The sequence below is a fragment of the Paenibacillus sp. GCM10028914 genome (assembly GCF_042666275.1).
Lineage (GTDB): Bacteria > Bacillota > Bacilli > Paenibacillales > Paenibacillaceae > Paenibacillus_AQ.
In genome coordinates this window covers 54745-77423 of sequence record NZ_JBHTFO010000018.1, presented here as the reverse complement: position 1 = coordinate 77423, position 22679 = coordinate 54745, and the positions used below count along the sequence as shown (strand labels likewise).

Genomic DNA, 22679 nt, shown 5'->3' with positions numbered 1-22679 from the left:
ATCAATTATTCATTTTGCTCTTTCCTTTGAGCAAGTCGCTGCAGATGAATCGTCAAATATCCTGCTTCCGCAGCATAGATTGGTTTTTTCAAACGTTGCTCCATCATTTTAGTCAGCTTCCAAGCTAGAGCATACATTTCTGGATACTCACGTTTAAGGAGACTATCAAGTGAATCCGTTTCTTCCACCGCTTCTCCGCGGCGCACTCTTTCCAGAGCAAACCGCAAATGCGTTATTAATCTAGAATAATCAAGCGAATCTCTAGGGATGACATATTCCAGCTTATCTTCAACCACTTGAACAAGGTCAGACACAAGGACAGAATACTTTCTCACCTCAGAAATATGCTGATTTGTCAGCGCACTATGAAAGTGAAGTGCAATGAAACCAGCCTCTTCTTCACCCAGATCCACACCAAGTCGTTTCTTAATGGTTTCTACCGCATATTCAGCCATTTTATATTCTTCAGGATATAACTCCTTCGTCTCATACAAAAATGGATTATGAATTATAAGCCCCTGAGCATGCCGTTTAATGGCAAAAGCAATATGATCGGTTAAAGCGATGTGTATGTGCTCATTCAACGGTCCACAACCCGACTTAGAAGCATGAAGAATAATGTCATTCATGGCTTCAATCAATGGTTCATCAATCTGTGGAACGAGCTGTTTATATTGTTCCTGTTCCTCAGGCTTGGTCAAAATAAACATTTTTTCCACAGCGGATAGAGGGATCAAATCTTTCGTTTTACGATTGAACCCAATTCCCTTACCAATAATAACGACCTCATCATGCTCTGGATGTTTAGCAATAATTACATTATTATTTAATACTTTAGCCACCTGTAGGCTGCTCACATCACGCACCTCTTTTAATAACACATCTACCCGCTAATATTAACAGATAACCACTCAATCAGCAAAAAAGGCAACCCAGTATAATATACCAGGGCTGCCTAACATTATTTATTCGGTTTCCTTAGTTACACCGACTTCCATCGCCACAGGTTCCGATTCCACAGTAATCGGCTTATGAACTCGTGCTGCAGGGCTTTTCGTCAGATTTTGAATAAGCTGTTCAACGTCGATGCCAGATACACTTTTTAGCATTTCCGGTGCAGTTGACATCAGTTCTGTCACATAATTGCTTACCCGTGCCGCTCCTGCTCCATCGCCTTTCCCCGTATCAACAACCGTCAGCTTATCAATAGCCGAGATCGGTGCAGCGATTTTACCTGCGAGCTCAGGCAGCATTTGTACAATAATATCGAGGACCGCAGCCTCTCCATAATTTTTGAATGCTTCGGCCAGCTTTTCTTTGGCTTCCGCTTCAGCTAGACCGCGCAGACGAATAACTTCTGCTTCTGCTGTACCTTTAGCACGTTCCGCATCAGCCACTGCTAATCCATCAAGTCGTTTCTGTTCCGCAGATGCTTTGGCCTGCGTTTCGATGGAATATTGGAGTGCATCTGCTTCACGCATTCTACGAGCTTTATCCGCTTCTGCAGCCTGTTCAACCGCATAACGATCAGCATCTGCTTTCTTCTTCACTTCAGCGTCATATTGCTTCTGTCTTACCATGATTTCCTTATCTTGAAGGTCAATCTCACGCTCTTTCCGAACGAGTTCTACTTTCATTTGCTCTTCTACCATGGTTTGCTTAGCACGAGCCTCTTGAATATGATAAGCCTGATCGGCTTCGGCTTTCGCCGTATCCTGATCCTTTTTAAACGAAGCAACTTTCAGTTCCTTCTCTTTTGCTGCCTCAGCAATGTTCGTATCTCGCAAAAGCTCTGCTTTCTGTCCCTCTTCTTCCGCACGAGCCTTTTGAATACGAGCATCCCGAACCGCTTCTGCCTCGGCTATTTCAGCATCACGCTTTACGGTTGCAATACGCGGTTTACCAAGCGCTTCTAAATATCCATGTTTATCACGGACATCTTTAATTGTGAAGGAGACGATCTGAAGCCCCATTTTCTTCAAATCACGTGCGGCTACACCTTGAACTTCCTGAGCAAATTTATCACGGTTTCTGTACACTTCCTCAACGGTCATAGATCCAAGAATCGCACGTAAATGTCCTTCAAGTACTTCTTGGGCTTCGCCTTTCAGTGCTTCAATCGGTTTGCCCATAAACTGCTCAGCAGCCGTTGCTACATCTTCAATAGAACTACCAACTTTAATGATGGCTACACCGTCTGCCATAACTGGAACACCTTGCTCCGTATATACTTCCGGTGTCATCACATCTAGCTTATGTGATAAGAGAGAAACGAATTCTGAGCGTTGAAATACCGGTAAAATAAATGCTCCGCCACCTCGGACGATTTTGATCTTACGGCCAGATTCATCATCTGAAATATGCTTGCTTCCTAGGAAAGATCCCGTTACAATCATCGCTTCATCCGGACTAACAGTTTTGTAACGGGCCCAGAAAGCTAACCCTAATACGATAATAACCCCTACAACAATAGACGGAATAACTAAAAATTCAGGCATGTTCTTAATCATCTCCCTTTCGTTCTTCCAGTTCGGATACTCTTAGGATACCTTCAGCCACATCCACGATAACTACCCGGACCCCTGTGGCAACAGGCTTTTTGTCAAAGCTGGAGGCAATATGTAGCGTGTTACCTGCTCCTACCTTTACCATAACTTCACCATAGCCTTGTGCAGGTACTGGAACTGTCACCTCACCGATTCGTCCAGCCATCTCCTTGATAGAGAAACCCGTTGAGTTTTCACTATTCTCCATCGGTCGCACATAGCCAAAGTATACAGCTATCGATATCAGAATTGCGGTGAGCAGAGACAGAATCACTTGCGGCATTGAGGATAAATCGGTATATCTTTCGAGCATAATGCCCGCCCCTCCAAAAACAGTGACTCCAGCGGCAAGAACAACCGGTTTAAAAAAGTCAACCGAGAGAAAATCCAGCATTCCATCGAGAGCTCCGCTTAAAACATCTCCGAGTAACACTGTCACGATGGCGAACAATACGCCCCCGACTAAACATCCCCAAAACAGCGCCTCCATGTTGCTTCCTCCTTCGTATCTCCTTACTGTATATAACAATTAATACGTATGAAAGTTTAACTTCGTTTCAAATATCTTCCTATGTATATGTGATTAGATTGGAAATAAACAACAAAAAGCCTGCCTAGTTACACTAAGCAGGCTCTTCATCAGCCGTTGTTAGAGAGACATTGTGTAGATTTCAACAACATCTTCTCGCTGTAATTTACGGAAGTTTCCGAATGGTCCGAATTTCACTGCTTTATCCGCCATTACTTCAATATCGCTTCCATCGATATCATAATCTGCAAGAGTACTAGGAGCACCGATCGAAGTCCAGAAATCACGCAGAGCCTGAATTCCTTCGAGACCAGCTTCCTTATCCGTCTTACCTGCAGGATCAATACCAAAAACATTAACTGCCAAACGCTTAAAGCGCTCTGGATTCACATCGATATTGTATTTCATCCAATTCGGGAATAGTATCGCTAGTCCTCCACCATGAGGAATATCATACACAGCAGATACAGCATGTTCAATATTATGCGTTGCCCAGTCACCACGCAGCCCCATATTGATCATCCCGTTTAGCGCCATCGTACCACAGTACATAATCGTCTCACGGAGTTCGAAATTTTCTAAATCTTCAATAAGCTGTGGTGCAGTCTCGACAACTGTCCTTAGGATTGTTTCACAAAAACCATCTTGAATCGGTGTATTCGTATCCAAGTGGAAATAGTGCTCCAGAACATGTGACATGATATCCACCATGCCGTATACCGTTTGATCTTTGGGCAAAGTGAATGTATGTACAGGGTCTAATATCGAAAATTTCGGGTTAGCAAATATGCTGCCCCAACCCAGTTTTTCCTTCGTCACCTCATTCGTAATAACAGATCCACCGTTCATTTCTGAGCCAGTAGCCGCCATTGTCAGTACGGTGCCTAGAGGCAAAGCATCCTTCGGAGTAGCTTTACGTTCGACAAAGTCCCACATATCACCTTCGTACTTAGCACCGACAGCAATTGCCTTAGAGCAATCAAGAACGCTGCCTCCGCCAACCGCAAGAATCAGTTCAATATGATGTTTATGACACAGATCAACTCCTCGGTGAACCGTAGAGAGCCGCGGATTTGGTTCAACACCGCTAAGTTCAGTTACTTCTGCTCCGATTTCTCCGAGTGATGACATGATCTCATCATAAAGACCACTGCGTTTAATGCTGCCTCCACCATACACCAAAAGCACTTTTTGCCCATACTTTGGCACTTCAGTCTTCAGCGCGTCCAATTTACCTTTGCCAAAAATTAATTTGGTCGGATTATAAAATTCAAAGGGCCCCATACGTTTTCCAACCTCCATTAATTATTTATAATAATAATAACATTTTAATTATACTACCCTGTTCTCTCAAAACAAAACAGCCGCAATTTCCAGTTGGAAACTACGACTGATAAGGAATGATATAAGTTCACATAATTATGCTTTACTCTGGCAAATATCCCATACTTGTCAGGAAACGACAGAACGCTTCCCTGCCATCCTCCGTATGCTTATAAACACCAGCTTGTTCTAGAATTGTTGTGAAAATAGTTCCGACTTCGCTTCGGATCAAATCCATCGCATCATCTTTTGAAATATTGTTATTCGTACGCTCTTTCAACTGTTCAATCCAATCAAGATGAACTCTCAGTGCATCCCCTTCTGATTGGGCAGCTTGGTATAAGGCAGTATCTCCGGCTAGAATATCTCCAATTTGTTCTAACTCTAATTTAAGTCGTCCCGGCAGGATTGCCAGACCCATCACTTCAATCAGACCAATATTCTCTTTCTTGATATGATGCATTTCACGGTGAGGATGAAAAATCCCCTCTGGGTACTGCTCGTTCGTCCGATTATTACGAAGAACCAGGTCCATCTCATAACCGCCATCAGCATTCCGGCGTGCGATAGGAGTAACTGTGTTGTGACGAACTTGCTCTCCTTCAACCTCGCTATAAGCTTCGATATCAACCGACGGGTCACTGTACCCTTTCCATGCCTCATAAATATCATTAGCACATTCAAGTAGGTTACTGCTGTTCTTTGAAGATAAACGGATCACCGACATCGGCCAGTTCACTATACTGACTGAAACATCCTTATATTTATCATGAATGAACCCGGCCACCTTCGGTGCTTTCTGAATCGGGAAAGTATGCCGTCCTCCCTGAAAATGATCATGTGTAAGAATGGAGCCGCCCACAATCGGCAGGTCAGCATTCGAACCGAGGAAATAGTGTGGATAAGCATCCACAAATCCAAGTAAACGAGCAAGTGTATCTTTCGTTAACTTCATTGGAATATGATCATGATGGAATACAATACAATGCTCGTTATAGTACACATAAGGAGAGTATTGGAACAGCCATTTCTCCTTATTCAATTCTAGCGGAATCACTCTTAGATTCTGTCTAGCTGGGTGATTGATCCGTCCAGCATACCCAACATTCTCACGGCATAATTGACATTTCGGATATACAGGTGGAGGAAGCAGCTTAGCCATAGCGATTTCCTTCGGACTTTTTTCCGGTTTTGAAAGGTTAATCGTGATTTCGATATCTCCGTAAGAGCTCTCATGCTTCCAATACTCATTCTTGGATATCCGGTCCATACGAATATAGTTAGAATCGATGCACAAGTTATAAAAATCGTTCGTTGCCGCTTCGATTCCTTGCTCCTGTTCCGTCTTGCGGAAAGCATGGACGACTTCGGATGGACGCGCCATCAAACGCCCCATAATTTTAGCATCAAGCAGATCTCGATACGTGTCCGTATTCTCAGGGATGAGACCATTTTCAGCAGCATAATCGATCAAAATATCCAGCAGTTGCTGTGGTCCTTCAACCGGCAAATCATTAATTTGACCTGCAAATGGCTCACTGAAACCGAAATCCTCCAATAATAAGTTGCGGCTGTAGTCATAATCCGCCTCTTGGATCAGTCCCTTTCGCAAAGCAAACAATACTAAACGCTCAATCGCATGCAGCGCTTCATCCATTTCGGGAGTTCTTGCTGTCTGATTTTCCACCTTAATGTCCCCCTTAGTTCTCGCCATACCCTTGCGGGTGACTGTTATGCCATCTCCAGGCACTCTCGATGATATCCTCCAGTTTGTTGCGAGAAGGGTTCCATCCAAGCACATTACGAGCTTTCTCAGATGAAGCGACAAGAACTGCTGGATCCCCAGCACGCCGTGCTTCCATCACAACCGGAATATCTACACCTGTTACTTGTTTCGAAGTTTCTATGACTTCTTTAACCGAGAAGCCGAGGCCATTCCCCAAGTTGAACACGTTGCTATCCTCACCACGGCGCAGATAATCGACGGCACGCATATGAGCATCAGCCAGATCACTTACATGGATATAATCGCGAATACAGGTGCCATCAGCTGTTGGGTAATCATCACCGAACACGGAAATATGCTCACGCTGCTTCAATGCAGTCATTAATACCAGAGGAATTAGATGGCTTTCCGGACGGTGATCCTCACCAATTTTGCCACTAGCGTGGGAGCCTGCTGCATTAAAATATCTTAATGATACATATTTAATACCAAGCACCTTATCGAACCAGGACATCATTCTCTCCATCATCAATTTCGTCTCGCCGTAAACATTCGTCGGCTGGGTGCGGTCATTCTCATCAATTGGAACTTTCTCCGGCTCACCATACGTTGCAGCTGTGGAAGAAAATACGATCTTCTTAACTCCAGCTTCATTCATTGCTTCTAATAAACACAGCGTACCGTATACATTGTTGTCATAGTATTTTACCGGATCCTTCATGCTTTCTCCGACGAGAGAATTAGCAGCAAAATGAATAACGGCATCAATATCATTTTCACTGAATAGCTTTTTCAAAAGCGCCTTGTCGCGAAGATCTCCTTCATAAAGCTTTCCTCCAAGCAGTGCTTCACGATGTCCCGTTTCCAGACTGTCCATCACAACAACTTCCTCACCCCGATCAAGAAGCTCAGCTACAGTATGAGACCCGATATATCCGGCACCGCCGGTAACTAGAATTGCCATCTTAAATCTCCTCCTTTATTTCATGCACACCATGTCCAACACCGCACACATAAAAATCTGGTTTGAGGCCGGTTCTAGTTTCGTAGCCCCCTCCGACCGCCTTAATAACTTTATCAACCTCATCTTCATGTACCAGCGCAACTGTACAGCCGCCGAAACCTGCCCCCGTCATCCGAGCTCCTAGAGTTCCTGACTCACGTTGGAATTCTTCCACCATTGCATCCAGTTCATCTCCAGTTACTTCATAAAGATAGCGTAAAGAATCATGAGATTGATTCATGTACTGCCCGAATGCCTCAAGATCACCGTTCTTCAATGCATTAACCGAATCAAGTACCCGTTGATTTTCTTCCACAACATGCTGTGCACGCCGTCTAACCGTCTCATTCAAAATACTGTCTTGCAGCGTTTTGAATTGGTCAGGAGACAGCTGGGCCAAATATTGAAGTGCAGGGATTTCTTTTTGTAAAATCTCAAGTGCCTGATCACACTCGCTTCGGCGCTCATTATACTTAGAGTCTACTAGTCCTCTGCGTTTGTTCGTATTTGCAATCACAATTTTGTATGATCCGGTCTGGAAAGGAACCAGTTCGTATTCCAGCGTATCGCACATTAGCAGAATAGCATGGTCTTTGCGCCCGTTTGCCACTGCGAACTGATCCATAATGCCAGAGTTTACGCCGACAAACAGGTTCTCAGCCTTTTGTGACAGCTTCGCAATTTCCACAGTGTCTGTCTCATGTCCTTCCATGGAAAGCAATGCATAAGCGGTTACAACTTCAAGCGAAGCTGAAGAGGATAAGCCAGCCCCGTTAGGGATATCGCCGTGATAAAGGAGGTCATAACCTTTCGTCAGTGATTTTCCGATCTTCTCTAGTTCCTTAATTACTCCTACCGGATAGTCAGTCCATTGATCGCTTTTACTATTAAAATCATCTTTAATTGAACCTACAACTTCATAAGACATATTAGTTGAGGCGAAAGAAATCTGTTTGTCATCACGTTCTCTAATAACTAGGGTTGTACCGAATTCAAGAGCTGCCGGAAGAACATAGCCTCCGTTATAATCCAAATGCTCGCCAATCAGATTGACGCGTCCTGGTGCATTAAACACCCGGTATGAATGTTTGTTGTCACCATATTTCTCCATGAACTTCTTTGTAAGTTGTTCTGTATTCATCCGTTAATCACTCCATCCTGTACATATGGTAGTTCTGATATCCCTAGTATAAAAGATTCCTAAGAATAGAGTAATGCAGTCTTGTGTGATACATATGGATAAATGTGACCTTACGCTGTAAACTGGAAGTAATATAATTTCATTCTTCCAAGTCAAACATCCTATAAAAAGGAAGGTTTACCCATGAGCGTAAAGGAAAGTTATTCCGTAGCCTCCAGTCCAATTGTTCCAGATTCAGGCAAGCTGAATGTGCTATTTGCTGGCGAAAGCCAGACCAAGCCAGATCATGCATTAGGACCGAAAATTTATGACTATTACTTATTACACGCCATAGAATCTGGGTACGGTACATTCCGCACTGAAAGTGAGATTTATAATCTGGGGCCCGGTGACTGCTTCCTCATACATCCGGATCAATTAGTTAGCTATGTATCTAACCACACAGATCCGTGGAGATATCGGTGGGTCGCCTTCTCAGGGGAGGCCAGTCATGATTTAGTGAATTCTGCTGGCTTTCTTCCGAACTGCCCCGTCCTTCATACAACTGAAACAAGTAACGTTCCAGCTTATATACATCATATTCAGGAACGTTTTCATACGAAAGAGGAAAGTTCCCATACGGCTGCAATTGGGTACCTGCATCTCATATGGGCTGAAATTATGAATCATACTAGTACTCCTCTTCAGCTAACTATTGCGGAGCCTCAGGTCCAGCGAACGGTTAAACAAATGATCAATTATATGACTTCCCAATATGCACACCCTGTCTCCATTGAACAGATGTGCACAAGCCTTGGGTATAACCGAGCATACTTGTCTCGCATTTTTAAAAAGGAAACAGGTATCTCACCCGTGACATATTTGTTGAAACTAAGAATCGATCAGGCCAAACGACTGCTTCGTGAACGTCCCGAGCTTTCGGTTGAGCAAGTATCGGCGTCGGTTGGTTTAACGGATCCTCTTTATTTTTCAAGGCAGTTCAAACGCTTCTGCGGTCAGTCTCCAACAAGTTATCGAAGAGATATTATAGGCGCATCGTCGTCGCATAATCATCTCAGTAAATAAAAACAGCCCGCTTTCTCATATAGGAAAGCGGGCTACTAGATCTGTATCTCTTTAATTGACAAACTTGCTATTATCCTTCATTTTCAGTTTTAAGAATAGTCTCAATACGGTCGAGTTCTTCCTTCGAGAATTCAAGGTTGTTCAGTGCAGCCACATTATCTTCTATCTGGCTAACCTTACTCGCTCCAATTAGAGCAGAGGTTATACGGCCACCACGCAGCGCCCAAGCTAGTGCGAACTGAGCCAGACTTTGACCGCGAGCTGCTGCCATCTGGTTCAAAGCACGAATTTTCCGAAGCATTTCCGGTGTAATATTGTTCTCGTTCAGGAACACCGAAGGACTTGCAGCACGAGAATCATTCGGTATACCGTTCAAGTATTTATTCGTTAACATCCCTTGTGCCAGCGGCGTAAAAGCAATACTGCCTACACCATTCTCTTCAAGTACATCAAGCAAACCATTTTCAATCGAACGGTTCAGCATGGAGTAGCTCGGTTGGTGAATTAATAGTGGTGTACCAAGGTTCTTCAGAATGGTAATAGCCTCTTGCGTCTTCTCGGGCGAGTAGTTAGATATCCCCACATAAAGCGCTTTGCCTGAACGTACAATATGATCCAGTGCCATCATCGTCTCTTCTAGTGGAGTATCAGGATCCATGCGGTGTGAATAAAAAATATCGACGTAATCCAGTCCCATCCGTTTTAAGCTTTGATCTAAACTGGAAATCATATATTTACGTGAACCCCATTCTCCATAAGGTCCAGGCCACATATAGTATCCGGCCTTTGAGGAGATAACCAGCTCATCACGATATGGTTTTAAATCCCGTGACAACACTTTGCCAAATGTTTCTTCAGCCGATCCCGCAGGCGGCCCATAATTATTAGCTAAGTCAAAATGAGTGATCCCAAGATCGAATGCCCGTGTGATCATGCTCCTACCGTTCTCATACGCATCATTACCGCCGAAATTATGCCATAGTCCAAGGGAAATAGCCGGCAGTTTTAAACCTGAACGCCCGGAGCGGTTATATTTCATTACTTCATAGCGGTCTTCGCTTGCTACATATGTCACTTGCGATCCCTGCCTCTCTGAAAATGCATGAATTATAATATTGTTTATTTTAGCTTGTATAAACCGCCTTTGACAAGAAAACGATTACAAGATAATTCTATAAGCAATATTCCCAAACTAAAGATTAGGGTGAAGCAGGTTAGTAACCTCTGTCATGATCTTTCCTATACGGTCTGCGATAAGCAGTCCAGCACGATGATCGTAAGGAGTCGGATCTGCATTAAGCAAAGCTACTTTACTTCCATGAAAAAAGGTCACCAGTTCCGCTGCCGGATGCACCGTAAGCGAAGTACCTCCAATAATCAACAAATCTGCTGTTGAAATTTCCTGGACCGAGCGGGTCAGAACTTGTTGGTCTAATTCTTCTTCATATAAGACGACATCTGGCTTAATAATGCCATTGCAATCCAAACACCGAGGAACAATCTCTTGGATCGCCATGATCTCTTGTAAAGAATAAAACCGTGAGCAATCCATGCAATAATTACGATAAATAGAGCCATGAAGTTCAAAAACCTCTGTACTTCCAGCCGTCTGATGTAAACCATCTATGTTCTGTGTAATGACAGCCTTTAGCTTGCCTTCCTGCTCCAGTCTGGCTAGCAGGTTATGACAGCCGTTCGGCTTCGCGTGAGGATGAAGCATTTTACTACGATAAAAATCAAAAAACACTTCAGGATGCTCCATAAAAAACGTATAACTAAGCAATTCCTCCGGAGGGTACGGAGAATGCTGCTCTGTTTGATAGAGTCCAGCAGCAGACCTGAAATCAGGAATACCACTTTCTGTCGAAGTGCCTGCTCCACCAAAAAAAACGATATAATCACTTGCCTCTATCCAAGTAGCTAATCTTTCGACCTTTTCCTTATTCTCCACTCCATGCACCTCCGTACAAAGCCATAAAATAACGAAACTATTACCTTACTTTAATGTCATTATAATCCGAGATGACAACGTCGGCATCAATTAGATGCTTATACTTTCCTTCTCCTTGATAGATCCCAATGGCTAAAGCCGAACCAGCTTGCCTAGCCATTTGCATATCCCCGTTACTATCACCGATAACAACCGATTCCTGAGGTTCTATTCCAAGCTTTCTACACGCAATTTCAACCATATCAGGGTGCGGTTTCCCGTTCTTCACCTGATCATGCCCTATAACCACTGAAAAGTAAGGCCTTATCCCCATCCACTCCAAATGCTCCAGAGCAGCTGAGGTATTATCCGAAGTCACAACTGCCATCTCTATAGAGGCTTCTTTACAAGCCTGCAAAAATGTTGTCAGTCCCGGCATAGGGAAGGCCGGTTTTTCCTGTCGTATTTGATACATCGCATTTTTCGTAATTTGACCTACTTGTAAGATCGCTTCATTCCAAGGCATACCAGCAGCATACAACTGCCAAGCCAGAATTCCGTTCGTTTGTTCCACACTCCCCATAGCCAGCGGCCCTTGAACATCATAATCCATTACTGACCCATCAGGTGCGTGAACTGTCCCGAGAATTTTATGTTTAGGTAGGATAAAACTTGCTCCCATAAGCGCAAGACGCTCTTCCATGAACCGCAGAACATAATTAGCCCAGCCGCCCCAGATAGCCATAAAATGAAGCAATGTACCATCTTTATCGAACAACACCGCACGGCATGGGGATGAGCGTCCATTGACCTGAATGATTGGCAAGTATAATCCCTCCCTTTTTATTCGATAATACTCTTTCTAAATAAAAATGTCTCCTTTTTCCTCTCTAAAATATGAGAATTGGATTGCAATTCAAGTAATTCCCGATCGTCGACACTTCGACACATTTGAAAGCGTTAGCATCGTGGCACCTTGTGATTTTTATCACCTAATAAAAACCTTAATAGGAGTAATTTAAAATTGTAAATGAAAATAACTCAATGATCAAAGACATTCTCAATATAGAGAGGCCCCATTCTTTCAATAACAGGGCCATGGAGGGAAACCATGAACCACACGATAGAGCAGAAGGGCGAAACCTTCTTTCTCAACCTTCGCTTTCTATTAATAATCACCGTGTTTGTTGGAAATGCAATCGAACCATTAATTACCCGCATGGACAGTCTTAACACGCTATACTTATGGATTTTTTCATTTCACATGCCTTTATTCGTTCTCGTTACCGGATATTTTGCTAAAACGTCGTTGGCAGGAAAAACAGGCCGTCATGTACTAATGCAAATCGGCATGCAGTATGTCATATTTCAAAGTTTATATTCATTATTGGATGCAACCATTTTTCATGTAGCTGATCAACATCGTTCTTTCTTCACTCCGTATCTGCTTCTTTGGTTTCTGTTCAGCCATGCATGCTGGCGTTTAATGCTCATGTTCGCAAAGAGACTAACGGCAAAACAGCAAATTTTAATTGCCGTAATCCTTGGTGTACTCGCTGGATACTTACCTGTAGATGGGGTTTGGTTAAGCATCAGCCGCACGTTTGTGTTCTTCCCGTTTTTTATAGTGGGTTATCATTTTTCGTTCGAGACATTCCTACTACGCTTTAAGCCTTGGATTAAAGCTACTTCTGCCTTTGTGTCGATTCTCTTACTTGCCCTGTTCAGTCTTTGGGGCAGCAATTTATCAGCTGGATGGCTTTACGGTAGCATGACCTATGCTCAACTTGGTCATGAAGTCTGGTATGCTGGCGTGTTCCGGATAGCCACCTACGCTTTACAATTGATTGCATCAATTGCATTTCTCGCTTTCGTACCCATGGCTATAGGGCGTATAACAGATCTTGGCCGTCGTACATTATATGTGTTCTTACTTCACGGATTCATTATTAGGATCGCTGATTATAGCCAACTTCATGAGTCGATTACGAATACTTATGGGGCTGTTCTTCTGATCTTTGGAGCGATACTATGCACGATCCTGCTTGCTCAACCTGCTTGTAGACGACTCTTCAAACCGATTATTGAACCATCTGTTGAAGGAATTATTCGAATGGAAAACCTACCAATGCGTCGTTTTTTTGTAAGATAACACCATAAAATTACCAATCTTTAGTCAATTTACTTGTTTCATTACAAGTTTGCTGTGGTAAGTAAGTCTTGCGTACAGCAAAAAGCGACTGAGAAGGAGTGATTTGTTATGGCACGTAATACTAAACCCGGAAAAATGTCCAGAGAAGAAGCCGGTCGTCTAGGTGGGGAGGCTACCGCCAAAAAACATAACCGCGAATTTTATCAGGAAATAGGTAAAAAAGGCGGACAAGCCACATCTAATAATCATAGCCGTGATTTCTATCAAGAAATCGGACAAAAAGGCGGCGAAGCAACTTCCCGTAATCATGATCGTGAATTTTACCAAGAAATTGGACGTAAAGGTGGAAAGAAATAATATCTACCCATAACATTGAGGTCTGTCCCTAGGATAAGGGTCAGACCTCTTTATGTTATACATGATGCCCTCCCAGCCCATTCCTCTCTTGAAATCGTATAGAAAAACATACCTTTTTGTGATAGACTCATATAAAACCGAAACGTCCATTATGGTTACCCGGCTACTTTGCCGGTGAACCGCGATAAAGTATCAGCAAATCAAATATTTGAGAGATCTGGGGGGAACCGACATCATGACAGCAAAAAAAATGCGTTCAGACATGATTAAAAAAGGTTTTGATCGGGCACCGCACCGCAGCTTGCTGCGTGCCGCCGGCGTTAAAGAAGAAGACTTCGGTAAACCGTTTATTGCAGTATGTAACTCTTATATCGATATCGTTCCGGGTCACGTACATCTTCAGGAATTCGGTAAAATCGTTAAAGAAGCAATACGCGAAGCTGGCGGTGTACCGTTCGAATTTAACACCATCGGGGTTGATGATGGAATCGCTATGGGACACATTGGTATGCGCTATTCCTTGCCGAGTCGTGAAATTATCGCGGATTCCCTGGAAACTGTAGTTTCTGCACACTGGTTCGACGGTATGGTTTGTATTCCAAACTGTGACAAGATTACACCAGGTATGCTTATGGGTGCTTTGCGTGTCAACATCCCAACGATCGTTGTCAGCGGTGGGCCAATGAAAGCTGGTGTAGACAGTAAAGGTCGTAGACTGTCTCTGACTTCCGTATTTGAAGGCGTTGGGGCCCATCAAGTTGGAAAGATTAATGATGATGAGCTTCTCGAACTAGAACAGTATGGATGCCCTACATGCGGATCATGCTCTGGCATGTTCACCGCAAACTCCATGAACTGTCTTTCAGAAGCATTAGGTCTTGCCCTCCCTGGTAATGGTACAATTCTTGCCGTTGCAGATGAGCGAAGAGATTTCGTAAGACAATCAGCTAAGCAGCTTATGAAACTCATCGAAATGGATCTTAAACCGCGTGATATTGTTACACGTGAAGCTATCGATAATGCATTTGCACTTGATATGGCAATGGGCGGCTCCACGAATACTGTTCTTCATACTTTAGCCCTCGCTCATGAAGCTGGTATCGACTACCCTCTAGAGCGAATTAACGAAGTTGCAGAGCGTATACCTTATCTTTCTAAGCTTGCTCCTGCTTCTGATTACTTTATTGAGGACGTGCATAGTGCCGGTGGCGTCAGCGCAGTACTTCATGAACTTTTGAAAAAACCAGGTGCGCTGTTTGGGGATTGCATCACCGTTTCAGGCAAGACGCTTGCTGAAAATGTAGCGGGATGTGAAATTCAGGACACCAATGTTATTCATACACTTGATAATCCTTACTCCGAACGTGGAGGTCTTGCCGTCCTATACGGTAACCTGGCACCAGAAGGATCCATCATTAAAGTCGGTGCGGTTGATCCATCCGTTGGCGGATACCATAAAGGGCCTGCTATCTGCTTTAACTCTCAAGAAGAGGCTCTGGAAGGCATTGCAAATGGTAAAGTTAAAGAAGGACATGTCGTTGTCATTCGTTATGAAGGTCCTAAAGGTGGACCAGGAATGCCGGAAATGCTGGCTCCGACTTCACAGATTGCCGGTATGGGTCTTGGAGCTAAAGTTGGCCTGATCACTGACGGTCGCTTCTCTGGAGCTTCCCGCGGAATCAGCATCGGCCATATTTCTCCAGAAGCTGCTGAAGGCGGACCTATCGCTTTCGTTGAAGATGGAGACATCATCGAGCTGGATCTGAACAACCGTGTCATTCAACTCGAGGTAAGTGATGAGGAAATGGCGAAGAGACGTACAGGCTGGAAAGAGTTCGAACCTAAAGTGAAAACAGGATATCTTGCTCGTTATTCCAAGCTCGTTACGAATGCTAGCTCCGGTGGCGTACTTAAGATCTAATTTATATAAACAAAAAAGAAGGCAGCCCATATGGTCCATTCGTTGGACGTGGGGTGCCTTCTTTTTATGTTAATCAGACGTTCATAAAACACTATTCATGTAGATTAAATCTTCAGGATGACAATCCTTGAGATGTGCCCGTTACAGGCAGGTTACTTATTTCTTGCTCATCTACTCTGTCTTTATCTACAGCATGGTATGGCCTGCTCGGTTTCTCAGCATATCGCTCAATTAACACATCCACTGGCATCATAAGCAATTTGGGTTCCAGCATCTGACTTCCTTGTTTCAGACGGGATTGTCCCTTAGGATGAATAACGCTCAATAGAATTTTAAGATAAATGCGTGTAGAACTTGCAAATAGCCCTGACGGAAGATCTTGAACATGAAAGCCAAATTGCTCAGGTCCACGAGAAATCATTGTCACCCCGTATAAACCTTTAACATCCTTATATTCGGGTCGTTCAATTACCATATTAGCCAGAGTTGGAAGATCCTTTTGAACTGCCCGAATCATCTGAATGGCAAGTTGCATTTCTGAACGGGATCGACTGCCGATATGAAACAGCTTCTTATTATCAAAGTGAAGCTCCAATACCTGATCTCCCTTTTCAAGACGTGAACCATCGTCCATCACCACTGTCTTGCCTTGATATGGTCTAGCGCGAAAATGAAGCATAGGATCATTCCGAGATACTGTTTCCAGTCGAAACAAGACATGAAATGCCTTTTCCCACAAGAGCCATAGAGAAACTACAAATCGTTTCAGTAACGATATTTTTACATTATTCGATTTCTTATCAAGTTTGATCATTTCATCAATCCGAACACTTCGAAGGTTTCTAAGTTTTGCTTCATCAAGTACCTGCTCCAGCGCAATTAACATTTGCTCCGGCGCATCGGCATTCGCTCCCATCGTATTACCACAATCGTGTAGAAGCATGACTTCTCCAGGATTAAGCTTTCGAAGCATACGCTTAGCCAGCTTATCAGAGCCGATTTTACTTCGCCAATCTCCGAACATAGATGACCATAATACAATTCGGTAACCGCTATTTTTAGCAAAATCAAATAAATTTACGATTCCCCACGGAGGTCGATAAAAGCTCGGATGTTCCCCCGTTGTATTATAAATAATGTCATCCGTCCGCTTTAATTGCATTCGAACCGTTTTGGGTCGCATGAGCCAGTTCGTTTTATGAACGTAATTATGAATTCCAATCAGATGGCCTTCTGCATGGATTCGTCTGACTACATCCGGATGTTTCTCAGCATGGGAACCCACCAGAAAAAAAGTTGCCTTCATGTCATATCGTTTCAAAAGATCTAGCAGCATAGGTGTATACACAGGATCTGGCCCGTCATCAAATGTTAGAGCGAATTCATGTTTTCCAACACCTCTACGAAACACACGAAAACCAAAAATCCGGGTAATAAGCCCAGGAATAAAGGCATAAAAAGATGAAAGATAAAATAACCAAAGCAGTAATGTCTGCATGCCAACTCCCCGCTTCTTCTCTATTTCTGTGGCAATACACTATTTATTATTTTATCATAGCGAATAAAGAAATAGGCGTTTTTTTCACAAATCATGTACAATAGTAACAATTATAAATTAAAAGGAGCCGATGATAAACAATGCTTCCGCTATACAAAAAATATTGGAGGACATTCTTCGATATTGCTATGATTGTACTTACGGTGTACCTGATTATGTATGCCTTTAGCAAGCTGTATCAGATTGCCGCACCAGTCTTTTTATCCTTTTTGGTATTTTTACTTATCGAGCCGGTCGCTATGTTCTTTCACCGTCGAGGTGTCCCAAAAACATTTTCCGCAGCCATCGCAGTACTTCTATTTCTATTAATCATTTCAGGGGTTTTATTCGGTGCAGGAGCTCTTATCGTGTCACAATTCATACAGTTGCAGGATAACCTACCGTATTATACACAAACCCTCCAAGAACAGTTCCTAGCCTTAACAATCTATCTACAAACAAAGCTGGACGCCCTTCCACCAGACATGACTACCCGGATAAATGAATACTTCCAAGATATTACGAACTTTGCCCAGGCTGCACTAGGCGAGCTTCTCCGTTACATGGTCGGATTTATGGGTTCATTCACTACCTTTATTGCTAATTTTGGTGTTGCGATTATTCTAGCCTTTTTCCTGAGCTCTGAAATCGGTAACTGGCGGAGGATTGCTAAAGAAAAGACACCCAAGACACTGAAAGTGACCTTTCTTTTCTTGAAAAATCATGTATTTAAAGCGATTGGTGCTTATTTGAAAGCTCAGCTCAAGCTAGTTACCCTTACGTTTGTACTTGTATACATAGGTTTACTCATTCTCGGGACTGGGAATGCACTCTCGTTAGCTCTCGTCAGTGCAGCTTTTGATATCCTGCCACTTTTGGGAGTACCGGTTATTTTTATTCCATGGATTATTTACCTTTTTGTTATTGGGAACGCTAGCCTTGCAGTAGGGTTAATTCTCCTTCTAGCTGTAGTCATGGTAACTCGTCAGTTGCTCGAGCCAAAAATAGCAGGTCAATCCATTGGTGTATCCTCGGCATTTCTAATGCTTTCATTCATGATTATCTCACTCTCCATTTTTGGAGTAGCAGGTCTTATTCTAACACCAATTCTTGTAATTCTGCTTAAAGAACTGCTTCAGCAAGGCTATCTTCAAAAGTGGATTACACTGCCTAAAGAAGAATTCGAGGTGTCTCCTTTTGAGATGAATCCAGTGCCTCATCAACCTTCGGAGGATTCAAAAGAAGACAACAAATCCATGACCTGACCAAATAATTTAGTTGCTTGATGCTTGCTATTGGGGGTTACCTCCTCCACAAGAACTGATACCGCATATCGCGGTTGTTCCACAGGGCCGTACCCGACAAACCATTGATTGTTTCGGGGACGGCCCTTTACTATAGTCTCGGCAGTCCCCGATTTGCCTGCTACTTGCCATACTGAATGCTTAAGGGAACTTCCCGTACCTTTAAGCACGACTTCTTCCATCCAATTCAGAAGATCACGAGCAGTTTCCCGGGAAATACCTCTCTTAATGTTTGTTTCTCTTAACGGATCTAAAGTTTTCATATGTTGCCCGTTTGCATAGGAGATATGGTTCACAATTCTCGGCCTTATCACTTCTCCGTCATGGAGCAAAGTTACAATTAGATTAGCCGCCTGAAGAGGTGTAACCAGTGCGTCTCTCTGTCCGATAGCAGTCTGAACTCTGGCGCCAGCATCCAAAGGATTTGAAGATTCAGTAAATACCTTCCCGCTCTCTTCATGATCGAATGGTCTCAATATAGGGAGACCGAGTACATCGTGTGCTTGCCAGCCTACAGTCCTGCCTAATCCTAGCTTTAGGGCAGTATCTTGGATTTGATTCGAGGTTAATCGTTCCGCTAATTCAGCAAAAACAACATTACAGGAATGAACGAAACCTTGGCGTAAATTCATCGTTCCATGTCCGCCTTTTTTCCAGCATGAAAGGCCGTATTTTCCATACTCTCCGCCACAGTAAAAAGTTTCTTTACTAGAGGTAAGCTCATTTTCTAATGCAGCTGCAGCTGTAACTATTTTGAATATCGAGCCGGGTACTGCGCCCTTGATCGCTCTATTCCCCCACTCTCCCGCTTCAGGATGTATTTGCTCCGGATTATAAAAAGGGCGAGAGACCATGGCTAGTACATCACTATTCCGCGTATCTAATACAACCACAGCTCCTTTCTTCATTCCCGCTTCTTCGGTAAGCTTCTCAATATTTTTTTGCAGCCGTACATCTACCGTTGTTGTTACTTTTAAGGGATAATACGGATTGCTGCCTGCTTTCACCATCGGTTTCATATCCTGAATTACTTGATTTTTACCGTCGATAGGATAATAGACTACCGTAGGTCCTACACCTTGCAAAAGTGAATCCAACGTTCGTTCAAGCCCACTCGTTCCCTTTACCCCCTCGTAATCTCGAAAGAACAAATTCTCTTTACGTTGTCCCGATATGAAGCCAAGCCACTGCATTCCTGATTCTTGATCACCGTATCTTTGCTCATATGGAAGCACCTGAATTCTTGGAGAATTCATTTCCGTAATGGTTGCAATCTGTGCATCATTCAGTGCAAGCGGAATGGAAGATCCTTGAGCATGCCAAAGCATAGGTTCCTTCAAACTAGTCCAGGTTTCTTTTAATTTTTTCGTATCCGTATCTAATATATGAGCCAGCTTGAAATAAGTCTCCTCAGATATATTTTCTTTTTCAGAATGAAGAGGGAACAATACAGCAGACCATATCAGTTTACCTGTCAACGGCAAACCATTTCGGTCCAAGAAATGTCCTCTGCCACTATCAAGTACAATGCCGCGTTCACGTTGCAATAATGATGTCTCTAATAGTGTATGGCTACTACCAGGAGGTTTTAGATTTTTCATAACAAATTGAATCCATGCTAGACGACAGACCAACACGATTATTAATAAAGCTAATATCATCCATCCGAGAAATATACGTTTTTGTCGGTTGACCAGCATTTATCCCCCTCCTCTATCGTCCTTTTCATATAAGCATTCCCCGTCAGTCTTTGTCACAATCGCAAATCCAGATGAGCAAACAAAAAAACTTGTTTCTCCCATTCAGGAGAAACAAGTCTTTAAGAAGAAATTTATAGAGTGAAACGAGAAAGTGTTGCTTTTAATTCATTAGAAACATTCTCAAGCTTACTAGACAAATTGACGAGTTGATTGCTAACACTCTGTTGCTCATTACTTAGAGAAGCAACCTCTTCGGAAGTAGCGGAAGACTCTTCGGCTACAGCGCTGACATTCCCCATAGCTTCGGAAAGAACATTCTGTGATTGATTCAACCCCTCAATAGATTGAGTAACCGAATCAAGTTTTTTGATAAATTCGTCCATCTGCTGCTGAACTGATTCGAATATATCATTGGTTTCCTTAACGGAATCCATCTGAGCTTTAAACAGCGGATTCGCATCAACAAGCACGCTTACGGTTTCATTCATTTCTGTCATAATGCGATCCGTTATCTGGCTAACCATATCGATGGATTGGCGTGATTGGTCTGCTAACTGACGAATTTCATCAGCAACTACCATAAATCCACGGCCAGCTGCACCCGCACGAGCTGCCTCAATGGTAGCATTGAGTGACAAAATGTTTGTCTGTTTTGTAATATTCTGCAGTACATCAAGTACCTTCACAACAGAAGATGTTGTTTCTTTCAGCCCATCGACCTTCCGCATCATAGCACGTGTCATATCCTCTGTCTGATGTGTTTTATCCAACAGATCATTCAGATGTTTTGTCCCACGTTCACTAGATCTTTCAACGTGGCGGGCAGATTTACCCATTTCATCGTTTGCATCAACAACTACTTGCATTTGCTTCGCGATATTCCCTGTAAGGTCGCTTCCACGTTCAGCCTCCACAGCCAAGCTGCTCGCACCATTCGCAATTTCTTCAGTAGCTACAGCAATTTCCTTCGCAGATAATGCCGTCTTCCTAGATGCATCACTCAACTCCGTTGCTGTATTCAATACCTCTTGGGCTGTATTGTTTGTCTGCTGAACCAGGTCCGTAATTTGGCCCATCATTTCATTAAAACTCGCTGAAAGTTGACCGATCTCATCCTTAGATTGATGTGATGTCCGCACATTCAGATTGCCCTTCGCCCCTTCCTTCATAAGCGAGTTAAGCTCTCCGAGCGGACGAGCAATCATACGCACCATCCAAATACCAATCAAGATAGCGATAACAGCATCAGCTATAGCTGCCCATAAAGTTATTAGCAGGATACCATCGGCATCTTTGGTTAACTCCTCAGTCTGTATAGCACCGACCAGTCTCCAATCATTGAGTGAAAGTGTATTATAGACCGCCAGTACATCTTTTCCATTCTCATCTTTAGCTGTGAAGCTGTTGGTTTTATTGTCTTCAGGCTCTTTGTTCATGAATGACATAACTGACTTCGTGCCTTCGAGTTTCCCATCGTTAGCCGAAATAATTGAACCATCTCTTGCAACAAGCTCAAGCCGGCCATCTGCACCAAGACTAATATCACGTAATTGTTCATTAATTACCGATGCTTTGAGCTCAATTACGAAGATATAAACGTCATTTAGATTGTTCATTGAACTAAGAGAACGGGCAATAGAAAAGTGAGAGCCTGAGTTGTCTGTTTGAGTTGGCACCCAAACCGTTTTTGATCCTTTTTTAATACTTTCCATCCATGATTCCGAAACCATACCTTCTAAGTCCTTCGTTGTATTTCCCGCGGAGATCATAGATTCTTTTGTAGGTGAAATGATATAAATCGACTTAATATTCTCATCTGTTGTAATCTGACTTGATAGTCTGTCACGGATATCCTTTTCGGTAGAAAACTTCTCATAGTCGCTTAACTTATTCCTATTAATGTTTGTTAAGAGCGTCTGTATGTCTTTATCATAAAAAATTTGCCTGCCAAGATTATCATATTTGCCCAGAATAATGTCTATCTTTTCAGAGGTTTGGATAATCGTTTGTTGGTTAGCATTTGCTGCATTTTTCTTAATCGTATCTTTCGCCTTACTGTATGACATTAAACCCAGAACCACAACAAATGTAACAATTGCTACAAAAAATATTAAGAATAGCCGTACACCAACCGAATTGGCGGGGTTAAACTTCATTAAATTATCTTTTTTTAGCAATTCACTCCATTGGATTGCACCCGGACGATCCCCCTTCGATCCTGATGCAATCGCATTCATTTTATTCTGTTCTTTCAGTTTCTTAGGTTTCTTCACTTTTTTCTCCTTAGAATTTCTATTCTGTTCTTCAACCTCTCCCATTGCTGTTCACCCACCACAAATCATTTTTTGAACCCTTACTTTGTATTTCGACATTTGGGTATGATTTCCTTTGGGTTTTTACAAAAAAATAATTCAAACGACCTAGTTTCTTTGTCACAAAAAAGGA

The 22679-nt window shown here is 42.9% G+C and carries 18 protein-coding genes; 5 read left to right on the top strand and 13 right to left on the bottom strand.

Translation table 11 applies throughout. The features are described 5' to 3' along the window. Positions 1-5 precede the first annotated feature (5 nt). From glcT to ACFQV5_RS20855, 7 genes are all read right to left on the bottom strand, one after another. Positions 6-857, bottom strand: a complete 852-nt coding sequence (gene glcT, locus ACFQV5_RS20885; RefSeq protein ID WP_379249612.1) for a glucose PTS transporter transcription antiterminator GlcT — start codon at positions 855-857, stop codon at positions 6-8. Between the two features lie 108 nt (positions 858-965). Further along, on the bottom strand, positions 966-2498 hold the full coding sequence (locus tag ACFQV5_RS20880; RefSeq protein WP_379249610.1) for a flotillin lipid rafts scaffold protein FloT: 1533 nt from the start codon (positions 2496-2498) through the stop codon (positions 966-968). 4 nt (positions 2499-2502) lie between these two features. After that, entirely contained in the window at positions 2503-3036 is a 534-nt protein-coding gene (locus ACFQV5_RS20875; protein WP_379249608.1) for an NfeD family membrane protein, read from the bottom strand. A gap of 159 nt (positions 3037-3195) precedes the next feature. Further along, the gene (locus ACFQV5_RS20870; RefSeq protein WP_379251104.1) at positions 3196-4359 is read right to left on the bottom strand and encodes an iron-containing alcohol dehydrogenase; all 1164 of its coding nucleotides are present in this window, start codon (positions 4357-4359) and stop codon (positions 3196-3198) included. 142 nt (positions 4360-4501) lie between these two features. Further along, positions 4502-6055, bottom strand: a complete 1554-nt coding sequence (locus ACFQV5_RS20865) for a UDP-glucose--hexose-1-phosphate uridylyltransferase (RefSeq protein WP_379251102.1) — start codon at positions 6053-6055, stop codon at positions 4502-4504. Positions 6056-6098: 43 nt separating this feature from the next. Beyond that, entirely contained in the window at positions 6099-7088 is a 990-nt protein-coding gene (galE, locus tag ACFQV5_RS20860) for a UDP-glucose 4-epimerase GalE (protein WP_379249606.1), read from the bottom strand. Position 7089: 1 nt separating this feature from the next. Then, entirely contained in the window at positions 7090-8268 is a 1179-nt protein-coding gene (locus ACFQV5_RS20855) for a galactokinase (RefSeq protein ID WP_379249604.1), read from the bottom strand. A 183-nt stretch (positions 8269-8451) separates the two neighbouring features. Here ACFQV5_RS20855 and ACFQV5_RS20850 point away from each other — a divergent pair, with 183 nt between their 5' ends. Further along, on the top strand, positions 8452-9333 hold the full coding sequence (locus ACFQV5_RS20850) for an AraC family transcriptional regulator (protein WP_379249602.1): 882 nt from the start codon (positions 8452-8454) through the stop codon (positions 9331-9333). Between the two features lie 70 nt (positions 9334-9403). Here the strand turns inward: ACFQV5_RS20850 and mgrA are convergent, their stop codons facing one another. The 3 genes from mgrA to ACFQV5_RS20835 all read right to left on the bottom strand — a co-directional run bounded on the left by mgrA (position 9404) and on the right by ACFQV5_RS20835 (position 12089). After that, the gene (gene mgrA, locus ACFQV5_RS20845; RefSeq protein WP_379249600.1) at positions 9404-10408 is read right to left on the bottom strand and encodes an L-glyceraldehyde 3-phosphate reductase; all 1005 of its coding nucleotides are present in this window, start codon (positions 10406-10408) and stop codon (positions 9404-9406) included. Positions 10409-10525: 117 nt separating this feature from the next. Beyond that, a complete protein-coding gene (locus tag ACFQV5_RS20840; RefSeq protein WP_379249598.1) occupies positions 10526-11284 on the bottom strand; it encodes an NAD-dependent protein deacylase in 759 nt (252 codons plus the stop codon). A 40-nt stretch (positions 11285-11324) separates the two neighbouring features. Continuing rightward, positions 11325-12089 carry an HAD family hydrolase gene (locus ACFQV5_RS20835; RefSeq protein WP_379249596.1) on the bottom strand — a complete coding sequence of 255 codons (765 nt, stop codon included), beginning with the start codon at positions 12087-12089 and terminating at the stop codon, positions 11325-11327. Between the two features lie 285 nt (positions 12090-12374). Here ACFQV5_RS20835 and ACFQV5_RS20830 point away from each other — a divergent pair, with 285 nt between their 5' ends. The 3 genes from ACFQV5_RS20830 (at position 12375) to ilvD (ending at position 15693) form a co-directional block, all read left to right on the top strand. Beyond that, complete coding sequence (locus ACFQV5_RS20830; protein ID WP_379249595.1) at positions 12375-13415, top strand: acyltransferase family protein; 1041 nt, start codon at positions 12375-12377, stop codon at positions 13413-13415. Positions 13416-13523: 108 nt separating this feature from the next. Continuing rightward, complete coding sequence (locus ACFQV5_RS20825) at positions 13524-13772, top strand: KGG domain-containing protein (protein ID WP_379249593.1); 249 nt, start codon at positions 13524-13526, stop codon at positions 13770-13772. A gap of 235 nt (positions 13773-14007) precedes the next feature. After that, on the top strand, positions 14008-15693 hold the full coding sequence (ilvD, locus tag ACFQV5_RS20820) for a dihydroxy-acid dehydratase (RefSeq protein ID WP_379249591.1): 1686 nt from the start codon (positions 14008-14010) through the stop codon (positions 15691-15693). A 112-nt stretch (positions 15694-15805) separates the two neighbouring features. On the opposite strand, the gene ACFQV5_RS20815 is transcribed toward ilvD, so the two are convergent. Further along, entirely contained in the window at positions 15806-17191 is a 1386-nt protein-coding gene (locus ACFQV5_RS20815) for a polysaccharide deacetylase family protein (RefSeq protein ID WP_379249589.1), read from the bottom strand. Positions 17192-17331: 140 nt separating this feature from the next. Here ACFQV5_RS20815 and ACFQV5_RS20810 point away from each other — a divergent pair, with 140 nt between their 5' ends. Beyond that, on the top strand, positions 17332-18495 hold the full coding sequence (locus ACFQV5_RS20810) for an AI-2E family transporter (protein WP_379249587.1): 1164 nt from the start codon (positions 17332-17334) through the stop codon (positions 18493-18495). On the opposite strand, the gene ACFQV5_RS20805 is transcribed toward ACFQV5_RS20810, so the two are convergent. Together ACFQV5_RS20805 and ACFQV5_RS20800 are read right to left on the bottom strand one after the other, a co-directional pair. Next, positions 18450-20234: a peptidoglycan D,D-transpeptidase FtsI family protein gene (locus tag ACFQV5_RS20805; protein ID WP_379249585.1), complete on the bottom strand. Its 1785-nt coding sequence runs from the start codon at positions 20232-20234 to the stop codon at positions 18450-18452. The two genes, ACFQV5_RS20810 and ACFQV5_RS20805, sit on opposite strands and share 46 nt — an antisense overlap. Positions 20235-20365: 131 nt before the next feature. Then, positions 20366-22552 carry a methyl-accepting chemotaxis protein gene (locus tag ACFQV5_RS20800; protein ID WP_379249583.1) on the bottom strand — a complete coding sequence of 729 codons (2187 nt, stop codon included), beginning with the start codon at positions 22550-22552 and terminating at the stop codon, positions 20366-20368. Positions 22553-22679 lie beyond the last annotated feature (127 nt).